The sequence below is a fragment of the Pseudomonas lurida genome (genome assembly GCF_002563895.1).
In the GTDB taxonomy this organism is placed as follows: domain Bacteria; phylum Pseudomonadota; class Gammaproteobacteria; order Pseudomonadales; family Pseudomonadaceae; genus Aquipseudomonas; species Aquipseudomonas lurida.
On record NZ_PDJB01000001.1, the window covers coordinates 5,380,658 to 5,392,498 of the forward strand.

Genomic DNA, 11,841 nt, shown 5'->3' on the forward strand with positions numbered 1-11,841 from the left:
CTCAAATCCGCAGGTCAGTCGGCAAGCCGTCTTGAACAATCTTTGAAAAGCCTGCGAGGGCCGCCGAAATTCGGGGCCGCCCGCAAGCCGCTCAGTCAGCGTCGCTTGGCCATCTCATTGATGAAACGGTCGAACAGCGGCGCTACGTCGTTCGGGCCCGGGCTGGCTTCAGGGTGGCCCTGGAAGCTGAACGCGCTCTTGTCGGTGCGCTCGATACCCTGCAGGGAACCGTCGAACAGCGACTTGTGGATGGCGCGCACGTTGCTCGGCAAGGTGGCTTCATCTACCGCAAAACCGTGGTTCTGGCTGGTGATCATCACGACGCCGGTGTCCAGGTCTTGTACCGGGTGGTTGGCACCGTGGTGGCCGTGGCCCATTTTCAGGGTCTTGGCGCCCGAGGCCAGGGCCAGCAGTTGGTGACCGAGGCAGATACCGAATACCGGGATCTCGGTTTCCAGCACGTCCTTGATCGCCTGGATGGCGTAGTCGCAAGGCTCAGGGTCACCCGGGCCGTTGGACAGGAACACACCGTCCGGTTGCAGGGCGAGCACGTCGCTGGCCGGGGTTTGCGCCGGCACGACGGTCACGCGGCAACCGCGCTCGACCAGCATGCGCAGGATGTTGTACTTCACGCCGTAGTCGTAGGCGACCACGTGGTAAGGCAACTCGGCAGCATCGATGGTCGCATGGCTGTCAGTCTTCAAGTCCCAGACGGTGGAGCGCCACTCGTACTTCTCTTTGACGCTGACGACTTTCGCCAGGTCCATGCCTTTCAGGCCTGGGAAGCCTTGCGCTGCGGCAATCGCCGCCTCTTCGGAAATATTGTCACCGACCATGATGCAGCCGTTCTGCGAGCCTTTTTCACGCAGGATGCGTGTCAGGCGGCGCGTATCGATACCCGCGATTGCCACCACGTTGTTGGCTTTCAGGTAATCGGACAGCGACATCGTATTACGCCAGTTGCTCGCAACCAGTGGCAGGTCACGAATCACCAGGCCGGCCGACCAGACACGATCAGACTCGACATCTTCCGGTGTAGTGCCGGTGTTGCCGATGTGCGGATAGGTCAGGGTGACGATCTGTTGGGCGTAGGAAGGATCGGTAAGGATTTCCTGATAGCCGGTCATGGCAGTGTTAAACACCACCTCTCCAACGGTTTGACCGTCGGCTCCAATGGCTTCGCCGCGAAAAATGCTGCCATCAGCAAGGGCGAGTATGGCTGGCTTAGTCAAGAAGACCTCCCGTAAATAAAGCCTGAAAGGGCGATCGCAGGTTGTAAAAAAGCGGAGTGACGTATGGACACGTCACCCCGCTTCTTCACTGAATTATTCTGCGCGCTTTTAGTGGACACACTAAAGCTGTAGCTTACAGAAAAAGGCTTTTTTGGTCCACCGCTAATGAGCCTAAAAGGCAGGGGAATGCGACAGGACGTCGCTTAGCGGGTAAAAACGGAGCCCAAGCATAAGCTTGAGCCCTCGTTTTAGCTACTGATTAGTGCAGGTCCAGCACATCGCGCATGTCGTAGAGACCCGGCGCACGACCGTCCAGCCAAAGCGCAGCACGTACCGCCCCCTTGGCAAACGTCATGCGACTGGACGCTTTATGCGTGATTTCCAGGCGCTCACCCTCGGTGGCGAACAACACGGTGTGATCACCCACCACATCGCCACCGCGCACGGTTGCAAAACCAATGGTGTCGCGCGCGCGCGCACCGGTGTGGCCTTCGCGGCCGTACACCGCCACTTTCGACAAGTCTCGACCCAGCGCATCGGCAATTGCTTCGCCCATGCGCAGCGCGGTGCCCGACGGCGCGTCGATCTTGTGGCGGTGATGGGTCTCGATGATTTCGATATCCGCCTCATCCCCCAGCACCCGCGCCGCCAGATCAAGCAGCTTGAGCGACAGGTTCACGCCTACGCTGAAGTTGGCCGCGAAGACGATAGGAATATCCTTGCCCGCCTCCACCAGCAACTGCTTCTGCTCAACCGTCAAACCGGTGGTGCCGATCACCATCGCCTTGCCCGCCTTGCGGCAGAAAGCCAGGTTTTTCAGCATCACCTCCGGCAGGGTGAAATCGATCAGCACGTCGAACTCGTCAGCCACCTGCTCCAGGTTGCCAGACAACGAAACGCCGATACGCCCCAACGAGGCCAACTCACCAGCGTCCGCACCGATCAACGTACTGCCAGGGCGAACGATCGCCGCGGTCAGCCCCGAGGCCGGCGAGCGCTGCTGCACCGCCTCGACCAGCGTCTTGCCCATGCGCCCGGCAGCGCCCATTACGGCTATACGTCGCATACTCAATTCCTTACAGGTCGCCGAAGAAGCGCTTCACGCCATCGAAAAAGCCCGTGGTTTTCGGCGAGTGGGAGTCATCACCTTCCAGCGAACTGCGGAATTCCTCAAGCAGTTCACGCTGGCGACGGCCCAGGTTGACGGGGGTTTCCACCGCCACGCGGCACATCAGGTCGCCCGCACCACCACCGCGCACCGGCGCAACGCCTTTGCCTCGGATACGGAACTGCTTGCCGGTCTGCGTGCCTTCCGGAATCTTGAGCTTGACGCGACCATCAAGGGTCGGGATCTCCAACTCGCCACCCAGCGCCGCATCCACAAAGCTGATCGGCACTTCACAGAACAGATGCTTGCCGTCGCGCTGGAAGATCGAGTGCTCGCGCACATTGATCACCACGTACAGGTCGCCCGTTGGACCACCCTGGGTACCCGCCTCGCCTTCGCCCGAGAGGCGAATACGGTCTCCGGTATCGACGCCAGCTGGCACTTTCACCGACAGCGTCTTGTACTCTTCCACGCGGCCTTCGCCGTGGCAGGAATCGCACGGGTCGGAAATGATCTTGCCCTGGCCATGGCAACGCGGGCAGGTCTGCTGCACCGAGAAGAAGCCCTGCTGCATGCGGACCTGACCAATACCGCCGCACGTCGGGCAGGTGATCGGCGAAGAGCCTTTCTTGGCACCCGAGCCGTCGCACGGCTTGCAGTTGACCAGCGTCGGCACGCGGATATTGACGCTGGTGCCGCGCACGGCTTCTTCCAGGTTCAATTCCAGGGTGTAGCGCAAGTCGCTGCCACGCTGGGCGCCGCCACGCTGACCACCCCGGCCACCGCCGAAGAAGTCGCTGAATACGTCGCCGAAAATATCGGAGAAGTTCTGACCGCCAAAACCGGCACCGCCGCCACCCATGCTCGGGTCGACGCCGGCGTGGCCATACTGGTCGTAGGCCGCACGCTTGTTGGGATCAGACAGGCATTCGTAGGCCTCGTTGGCCTCTTTGAACATTTCTTCGGATTCTTTGCTATCCGGATTACGGTCCGGGTGATGCTTCATCGCCAGGCGACGGTACGCCTTCTTCAGGTCCGCCTCGCTGGAGCCGCGCTCCACACCCAATACTTCGTAATAGTCACGCTTTGCCATAAGTCTTTGCACTCTTAAGGACGTTCGGCCAGACCCTCCTGAGCCCTGCCAAACTCGTTGAGCCCCAATACAGGCCCGGACCCAACTCACGTCAATTCAACGATCCTGGTCATAACTACTTTTAGCCAGGTAGCCGGCCAAAATGCGGTATTTATCGCTCGGAAAGCAGGAGCATTCCCGATCACACCGCCAGCATCCGAACCCTGTCGCATGCTGTAAAAATTCACATACCCCAGACACGCCAACGCGGGAGCAAGCTCCCGCGCGGCGACATCCTACCAGTCACCGCTTGATAGCGGTCAACCGGGCGACCAACTTACTTCTGGTCTTTTACTTCTTCGAACTCGGCATCGACAACGTCGTCGTGCTTGGCTTCAGGCTCTGCCTGTTGCGCCGCACCGTCAGCTGGCTGGCCTTGTTCGGCATACATTTTCTGCGCGACTGGAGCAGAGACTTTCGACAGCTCTTCGATCTTGGCTTCGATAGCGGCCTTGTCGTCGCCTTTTACGGCGGCTTCCAGGGCAACTACTGCCGCTTCGATGGCAGTCTTCTCTTCAGCAGTCACTTTATCGCCAGCATCAGCGACCATCTTGCGTGTCGAGTGAACCAGTGCATCACCCTGGTTACGAGCGCCAGCCAGCTCAGCAAACTTGGCATCCGCATCGGCGTTGGCTTCGGCGTCACGAATCATCTGTTGAATTTCTTCATCAGACAGACCGGAGTTGGCCTTGATGGTGATCTTCTGCTCTTTGCCAGTCGCCTTGTCTTTCGCGCCGACGTGCAGGATGCCGTTGGCGTCGATGTCGAAGGTCACTTCGATCTGTGGCACACCACGTGGTGCTGGTGGAATCTCGGCCAGGTCGAACTTGCCCAGGGACTTGTTCTGAGCCGCCTGCTTACGCTCACCTTGCAGCACGTGAATGGTCACAGCGCCCTGGTTGTCATCGGCAGTCGAGAACACCTGGGATTTCTTGGTAGGAATCGTGGTGTTTTTCTCGATCAGCGCAGTCATCACGCCACCCATGGTTTCGATACCCAGGGTCAGCGGGCTGACGTCCAGCAGCAGAACGTCTTTCACGTCACCGGCCAATACCGCGCCCTGGATGGCAGCACCCATGGCAACTGCTTCGTCCGGGTTCACGTCTTTACGTGCTTCTTTACCGAAGAACTCGGTGACCTTCTGCTGAACCAGTGGCATACGGGTCTGACCGCCCACCAGGATCACGTCATTGATGGAACCGACGTCGATACCGGCGTCTTTCAATGCAATGCGGCAAGGTTCGATGGTGCGCTGAACCAGGTCTTCAACCAGTGCTTCCAACTTGGCGCGAGAGATCTTCACGTTCAAGTGCTTAGGACCGGTGGCGTCTGCAGTGATGTACGGCAGGTTCACGTCGGTCGACATGCTCGAGGACAGCTCGATCTTCGCCTTCTCAGCAGCTTCTTTCAGGCGCTGCATGGCCAGCGGGTCACCCTTGAGGTTCATGCCGCTTTCTTTCTTGAATTCGTCAACGAGGTAGTCGATCAGACGAATGTCAAAGTCTTCACCACCCAGGAAGGTGTCACCGTTGGTGGCCAACACTTCAAACTGGTGCTCGCCATCAACTTCAGCGATCTCGATGACCGAGACGTCGAACGTACCGCCACCCAGGTCATAAACGATCACAGTGTGGTCGCCCTTGGCCTTGTCCATACCGTAGGCCAGAGCAGCTGCGGTTGGTTCGTTGATGATACGTTTTACGTCCAGGCCCGCGATGCGGCCGGCGTCTTTGGTCGCCTGGCGCTGGCTGTCGTTGAAGTAGGCCGGAACGGTGATCACCGCCTCGGTCACTGTTTCACCCAGGTAATCTTCGGCCGTCTTCTTCATCTTCTTCAAGACTTCAGCCGAAATCTGCGGTGCAGACATCTTGTTGCCATTGACTTCAACCCAGGCGTCACCGTTGTCAGCCTTGGCGATTTTGTAAGGCACCATCTTGATGTCTTTCTGTACGACTTCTTCGTCGAACTTACGACCGATCAGACGCTTTACCGCGTACAGCGTGTTGTGCGGGTTGGTGACAGCCTGACGCTTGGCCGACTGGCCAACGAGGATCTCGCCATCATTTGCGTAAGCAATGATCGACGGCGTGGTACGCGCGCCTTCGGCGTTCTCGATGACTTTGGCCTTGCCGTTTTCCATGACGGAGACACAGGAGTTGGTGGTCCCCAGGTCGATACCGATAATTTTGCCCATGATTTACTCTCCCGAAACTTGAATTTGGATGCCGCAGCAGTGGTGGCTAACTGCGGTAGCACTTAAACGCTTGACTTATAAATGGGGGCCTTGCGGCGTATTTCAAGCCTGCTCATCAATAGAAGGCGAAACGGGTGCAGGAGCCTTGCTCACCACGACCATCGCCGGACGCAGCAAGCGACCGTTGAGCTGATATCCCTTCTGGAACACTTTCAACACACTGTTGGGCTCCAGGTCATGGCTTTCCTGCATGGCCATGGCTTGGTGATGCTCAGCGTTGAACGGTTCGCCGCCTGTTGGATCAATGGCTTCCAGCTGATAACGCTTCAGGGTGTCCTGGAACATTTTCAGGGTCAGCTCGATCCCTTCGCGCATCGGGCGGATGTTTTCGTCATCTGGATTGGACAACTCGAGGCCACGCTCCAGGCTGTCGATGATCGGCAGCAAATCACTGGCGAACTTTTCCAGTGCGAATTTATGAGCCTTCTCTACATCCTGCTCGGCACGGCGGCGGACGTTCTGCAGATCGGCGGCAACACGCAAAGACTGGTCCTGCGCTGCGGCCAATTGCTCTTCGAGCACTTGCACACGAGTTGCCAGCTCATCGCCGACAGCCGAATTGGCGTCTGGAGTTTGCGTATCCTGCGTCTGTTCGTCAGCCATAGATTTCTCCTTTCAAAATCATGCGCGAACTCAACTCGCGCTTCTGTTCCGGTATATGGGGCCACAATTTCCAGGTTCAAGGGCGCAGGCGTTACCAAAAGTCTTTCCCATGACCAGAATCAATTCCTGCCCATCAATTCCTCATTGCGCTAAGAAACGCGCCGACTCAAGCAAATCGAGCTAAGCGCCAGGATTGTCACGCCCGAGCAAAACACTGTATAAATAACCAGACCTAAAGCCTGGGAGCGGCCGTCATGCTCGTGCACCTGTCCGTACATAACTACGCCATCGTTGAACATCTGGATCTCGAACTCGATCGCGGGATGAGCGTAATCACAGGCGAAACCGGCGCCGGCAAGTCGATCATGCTCGACGCCCTGGGCCTTACGCTCGGAGACCGCGCCGACAGCGGCGTGGTACGCCCCGGTGCGGACAAGGCCGATATCCTGGCCACCTTCGACCTGGCGGATATTCCCGAGGCAGAAGCCTGGCTGGCCGAGCGCGACCTTAATAATGAAGGCCCGTGCATCCTGCGCCGAGTCATCACGGCTGAAGGCCGCTCGCGCGGCTACATCAATGGCACACCTTGCCCACTCGGTGACCTTAAAGCCCTGGGCGAGCTGCTGATCGACATCCACAGCCAGCATGAACACCAATCCCTGCTGAAAACCGACACCCACCGCCGCCTGCTCGACGAATACGCGGGCGCAACCGACCTTGCCCGCCAGGTGCAACTTGCTGCTCAGCGCTGGCGCCAGACCCGCCACGAACTGGAGCGCCTCTCCAACTCAGGTGACGAGCAACGTGCCCGCCATCAGTTACTCAGCTACCAACTCGAAGAGCTGGAAAGCCTGGGCCTGGGGGAGACCGAACTGGAGCAGCTTGAGCAGGAACACAAGAACCTCACCAACGCCGAAACCCTGCTGGGTATCTGCCGCCAAGTGGTGGAGCAATGCAGCGAGAGCGACTCTGGCAATGTGCTCAACGCACTGACGGCCAGCCTCAATCGCCTGTCCAGCGTGAACAACGCCTCCGGCTCGCTGAGCGAGGCCACGACCTTGCTCACCAGTGCACAGATCCAGGTAGAAGAAGCCGTCGGCGAACTGAACCGCTTCCTGGATCACTTCGATGCCGACCCGGCACGCCTGCAGGAAATCGAAGAGCGCCTGGACACTATCTATACCCTGGCGCGCAAACATCGGATCCAGCCCACTGAAGTGGCGACGATGCAGCAAAAGCTGCTGGATGAAATCGAGACGCTGAACGCCAACGATGAATCCATCGAGCGCCTGGGTGATGAGCTCGCCTCCTTCGCCCGCCACTATCAGGAGAAAGCACGCGAACTCAGCGACCTGCGCCAACAAGCCGCGACGAGCCTGGCCAGCGCAGTGGAGCTGGAGATCCAGCGCCTGGGCATGCCTGGCGGACGCTTCACCATCGAATTACGCGCCAACGCCAGCAATGAACTGCAACCCCATGGCCTGGAACAGGTTGAACTACTGGTCAGCGCCAACCCTGGCCAACCGCTCAAGGCCCTGGCCAAAGTGGCGTCCGGCGGCGAGCTGTCACGGATCAGCCTGGCGATCCAGGTGATTACCGCGCAAACCTCTCGGGTGCCCACATTGGTATTCGACGAGGTCGACGTGGGCATTGGCGGTCCGACGGCGGAAATTGTAGGTCAACTGTTGCGGCGCCTGGGGGACAGAGGCCAGGTACTGACAGTCACCCACTTGCCGCAAGTGGCCGCCCAGGGCCATCAGCACCTGTTTGTGCACAAGGTCCGCGGCAGTGATGCAACGCACACGGCCGTGTCCAAGCTGAACAAGTCGGAACGCGTGGAAGAGGTGGCGCGGATGCTCGGCGGCATTGATCTGACCAAGGAGTCCTTGGCGCACGCAAAGAAAATGGTCGTGGCGACAAAGGCCTGAGCAGACTATTTTCTCTTTATAGAAAGCACGAAGGCGACCCTGAGGTCGCCTTCGATCGTTTTGCAGAGTCAATCCGCAGCGCTTTTTACTTTTTCTTACGGATGTACAGGACCAGATTATGGTCAACCAAATCGAAGCCATGCTCCTCAGCAATCTTGTGCTGCAGCGCTTCGATTTCCGGGCTGGTGAACTCGATAACCTCATTGGTATCCAGGTCCACCATGTGGTCGTGATGACCACCGTCAGCCAATTCGAACACGGCATGACCGCCGTCGAAATTATGACGAACCACCAGCCCTGCGGCTTCAAACTGGGTCAGCACACGGTAAACCGTGGCCAGGCCAACGTCCTCGTTAGACTCCATCAGCGCCTTGTAGACATCCTCGGCACTCATGTGGCGCTGCTCAGCAGAATCGAGCATTTGTAGAATCTTGACTCGTGGCAGAGTCACTTTAAGACCGGCTTTGCGTAGTTCGCTATTTTCAACCATGGTTAGCTTTCTCGCGGATGCTGCTTCGCAGCTTCTCTTAATACGGGTATGATCGGCGTTTACGTTGTCCCAGCCAAGATAGTGGAAGTCGCCCACCGATGCAAAACACCAAGCTCTTGCTAACCAGTTTCACCTTTGTGGGACTGCTCGCACTCGCCGGTTGTTCATTCCCCGGGGTTTACAAAATCGACATCCAGCAGGGCAATGTCGTCACGCAGGACATGATAGACCAGTTACGCCCCGGAATGACCCGACGGCAAGTACGGTTTATCATGGGTAACCCCCTGCTGACCGACACTTTCCATGCCGATCGCTGGGATTATCTCTACAGCCTGCAACCAGGTGGCGGTGAACGCCAGCAGGAGCGCGTCAGTGTCATTTTCAATGGCAATGACCAGCTCGTCAGCCTGTCGGGTGACTTCATGCCCGGCGTGAGCCGTGACGAAGCACTGCTCGGCAAGGATAACGGTACCAACGTGACTGCCCCTGCGCAGGAAGGTGAAAAGCCGAGGTCCGATGTTCCGGCCAAGCCTGGCTCACTGCTCGACAAGATCCAGAAAGACGTCGACGGCGTGGAAACTGTTCCCGTCCCGACGCCGCAGCCTCTGGACACCAGCCCGCAGTAAGTTTGCGGCGCCCAACAAAAAGCCCGGCATGCCGGGCTTTTTGTTGCCTGCCTTTTGGCTGGCTTATGAATTCTGCTGCCGAGCCAGTGCCGCCTTGGCAGCGCGCAGTCGGCGCACCTCTTTCGGGTCAGCCAGCAATGGCCGGTAGATCTCAATACGGTCCCCCGCCCGCACGGCACGCACGTCTGCGTCTGGAACGACCTTGCCGAATATCCCCAAAGGACAATCAGCCAGGTTCAACTCGGGAAATTGCGCTGCAATCCCTGACGCCTGCACCGCCGCACGCAAGCTGGCGCCCGCAGGCACCGCCACCGTCAGCAATACCTGACGATCCACGGCGGCATGCACCACTTCAATCTCAACCATGCAATTGCTTGGCTCGCTGGCAAAACGCATCCACCAGTGTATTGGCGGCCTGGTTGAACAACGGGCCCAACGTTGCTCGCACGATAGGCCCGGCGTAATCAAAGGAAAGATCCAGGCTGATTTTGCAGGCCTTGTCCGTCAGCGCCTTGAACACCCATACCCCATGCAACTGGGTAAACGGCCCCTCCTGCAAATTCATTTCGATGGATTTCCCAGGCACCAGTACATTGCGCGTAACAAAGTGCTGGCTAAGACCGCCTTTCGCGACCCCGACACTGGCGACCATGTGCTCATCGCCGCTTTCCAGCACCTCGGCCGTTGAGCACCATGGCAAGAATTCCGGGTAACGCGCCACGTCGTTGACCAGGTCATAGAGCGCCTGTGCCGGATAGGGCAGCAGCGCTGAACGTTGAATATGCGTCGTCATGTGTGCGTTATTTCCACAGCTGAGCGGCAAACATCGCGAAAGAACAGCCCGATCCGCGAAAGAAAAAAACCAGAGAACTGCCCGCATTGTCCGGGATTCGTCCAACACGCTCAAGCACGCAGGTTGACCGTAGCCGACACGCTCGCAACTCCCTATAATGCCGCCCCTATGGCTAAACAAAAGAAACACCCCACAGGGACCATCGCGCAAAATAAAAAGGCGCGACACGATTACTTCATCGAACATCGGTTCGAGGCTGGTCTGGTCCTGGCCGGCTGGGAAGTAAAGAGTCTGCGTGCCAGCAAGCTGCAACTGGTCGACAGTTATGTGCTGCTCAAGGATGGCGAGGCGTGGCTGCTCGGCAGTCACATCACCCCGCTGACCACCGCGAGCACTCACGTGATTGCCGACCCGGTACGCACGCGAAAGCTGCTGCTCAACGCGCGTGAAATCGACAAGCTTGCCGCTGCTGTACAGCAGAAAGGCTATGCCTGCGTGTGCCTGTCCTGGTACTGGAGCAAGCACCTGGTCAAGTGCGAGATCGCCTTGGGCAAGGGCAAGAAGGAATACGACAAGCGTGACACCGAGCGCGAGCGCGACTCCAATCGCGAACTGCATCGTGCCGTGCGCAACAAGGGCAAGGAAGACTGACCCTTGCTGCGATGTAGCCGCGGAGGCTTCCTCGGCTACATCCCCTTGCGGCGCTCCGCACGCGCGACGCGCTGAACTTCCTGACGCACTTCCTCCAGCACTTCCTGCACATACAGCAGGTGGCGTGTTGAAACCTCCCGCGCCTGCTCGGCTCGCCCCTCGATAATCGCCAGGTACAAATCCCTGTGCTGACTGATCAGCATGTCGCGGGTTTCCGTGCGCTGCTGGTACATGCCACCGATGTTGGTCACCACGTTGCGTTTCAGCAGGTCGAACAGACCGCGAATGGTGTGCAACAACACCGCGTTGTGGCTGGCCTCGGCGATAGCCAAGTGAAACCGCGCATCCGCCGCGCCCTCTTCCGCTCGACTCACTTCATCGGAGCGCGTGTAGCAATCCTGTAGCGCTTCGAACGCCGCCGTGAGCCGTTCGCGGTCGACCTCGGTGGCGCGCAGCGCGGCGTAGTAGGCACAAGACGCTTCAAGGGTCTGCCGAAACTCCAGCAGATCACGCTGCGCCTCGGGATTGTTCTCCAACAGGTGCAGCAGCGGATCACTGAACGTGGAGCCGAGAGATTCCGCCACGTAGTTACCACCCCCCTGGCGGCTGACGAGCAAACCTTTGGCCGCCAACTTCTGGATCGCCTCACGCAAAGAAGGTCGCGACACACCAAACTGCTCAGCCAAAGCGCGCTCGGCCGGCAAACGTTCGCCCGACTTCAGCGTGCCCTCGAGGATCATGCCCTCAAGCTGCTCGACGATATCGTCAGACAAACGGCGCTGACGCACCTGATCAAACCCCATAACTCACTCTCCACCATCCCGACCACTCGCCGGGGCCTCTATTCTGGCCTATCGCAGCGAATGCAGCACCTATCAGAACGCCCTCGTTTCAGCCGATCAGCACGCGCTGGCAGCCGACCTGAGACTAAAGTTTCTCGAGCGGCAAATTGACACACCCCTGCCAAGGCTTTTACTCTAGCCAACAGCGATTGTAAATTGGTATTACCAATTATCCAAGCTGA

12 protein-coding genes are annotated in these 11,841 nt (G+C 58.6%); 3 read left to right on the forward strand and 9 right to left on the reverse strand.

Features of this window, described 5'->3' with window-relative positions:
* Window positions 1-95 precede the first annotated feature (95 nt).
* From carA to grpE, 5 genes are all read right to left on the reverse strand, one after another.
* Window positions 96-1,232: a glutamine-hydrolyzing carbamoyl-phosphate synthase small subunit gene (gene carA / locus ATH90_RS24500; RefSeq protein ID WP_025857106.1), complete on the reverse strand. Its 1,137-nt coding sequence runs from the start codon at window positions 1,230-1,232 to the stop codon at window positions 96-98.
* Between the two features lie 259 nt (window positions 1,233-1,491).
* Window positions 1,492-2,298 carry a 4-hydroxy-tetrahydrodipicolinate reductase gene (gene dapB, locus ATH90_RS24505; protein WP_069078289.1) on the reverse strand — a complete coding sequence of 269 codons (807 nt, stop codon included), beginning with the start codon at window positions 2,296-2,298 and terminating at the stop codon, window positions 1,492-1,494.
* 10 nt (window positions 2,299-2,308) lie between these two features.
* On the reverse strand, window positions 2,309-3,433 hold the full coding sequence (gene dnaJ / locus ATH90_RS24510) for a molecular chaperone DnaJ (protein ID WP_015885930.1): 1,125 nt from the start codon (window positions 3,431-3,433) through the stop codon (window positions 2,309-2,311).
* Between the two features lie 316 nt (window positions 3,434-3,749).
* On the reverse strand, window positions 3,750-5,666 hold the full coding sequence (gene dnaK, locus ATH90_RS24515; RefSeq protein ID WP_025857104.1) for a molecular chaperone DnaK: 1,917 nt from the start codon (window positions 5,664-5,666) through the stop codon (window positions 3,750-3,752).
* Between the two features lie 102 nt (window positions 5,667-5,768).
* Entirely contained in the window at window positions 5,769-6,329 is a 561-nt protein-coding gene (gene grpE, locus ATH90_RS24520) for a nucleotide exchange factor GrpE (RefSeq protein WP_025857103.1), read from the reverse strand.
* Between the two features lie 254 nt (window positions 6,330-6,583).
* On the opposite strand from grpE, the gene recN reads away from it, so the two are divergent.
* A complete protein-coding gene (gene recN / locus ATH90_RS24525; RefSeq protein ID WP_034107082.1) occupies window positions 6,584-8,257 on the forward strand; it encodes a DNA repair protein RecN in 1,674 nt (557 codons plus the stop codon).
* Window positions 8,258-8,342: 85 nt separating this feature from the next.
* On the opposite strand, the gene fur is transcribed toward recN, so the two are convergent.
* On the reverse strand, window positions 8,343-8,747 hold the full coding sequence (gene fur / locus ATH90_RS24530) for a ferric iron uptake transcriptional regulator (RefSeq protein ID WP_003194220.1): 405 nt from the start codon (window positions 8,745-8,747) through the stop codon (window positions 8,343-8,345).
* Window positions 8,748-8,845: 98 nt separating this feature from the next.
* On the opposite strand from fur, the gene ATH90_RS24535 reads away from it, so the two are divergent.
* Window positions 8,846-9,373, forward strand: a complete 528-nt coding sequence (locus ATH90_RS24535) for an outer membrane protein assembly factor BamE (RefSeq protein WP_098467384.1) — start codon at window positions 8,846-8,848, stop codon at window positions 9,371-9,373.
* A gap of 63 nt (window positions 9,374-9,436) precedes the next feature.
* Here the strand turns inward: ATH90_RS24535 and ATH90_RS24540 are convergent, their stop codons facing one another.
* Window positions 9,437-9,739, reverse strand: coding sequence for an RnfH family protein (locus ATH90_RS24540; RefSeq protein ID WP_098467385.1), 303 nt, complete (start codon window positions 9,737-9,739; stop codon window positions 9,437-9,439).
* Entirely contained in the window at window positions 9,732-10,166 is a 435-nt protein-coding gene (locus ATH90_RS24545; protein WP_025857099.1) for a type II toxin-antitoxin system RatA family toxin, read from the reverse strand. The genes ATH90_RS24540 and ATH90_RS24545 overlap by 8 nt, the downstream gene beginning before the upstream one ends.
* A 168-nt stretch (window positions 10,167-10,334) precedes the next feature.
* On the opposite strand from ATH90_RS24545, the gene smpB reads away from it, so the two are divergent.
* Window positions 10,335-10,817 (forward strand): SsrA-binding protein SmpB, encoded by a 483-nt coding sequence (gene smpB / locus ATH90_RS24550; RefSeq protein ID WP_025857098.1) that lies wholly within the window; start codon window positions 10,335-10,337, stop codon window positions 10,815-10,817.
* A 35-nt stretch (window positions 10,818-10,852) separates the two neighbouring features.
* Here smpB and ATH90_RS24555 read toward each other — a convergent pair whose 3' ends face one another.
* On the reverse strand, window positions 10,853-11,620 hold the full coding sequence (locus ATH90_RS24555; RefSeq protein WP_034107087.1) for a GntR family transcriptional regulator: 768 nt from the start codon (window positions 11,618-11,620) through the stop codon (window positions 10,853-10,855).
* Between the last annotated feature and the right edge of the window lie 221 nt (window positions 11,621-11,841).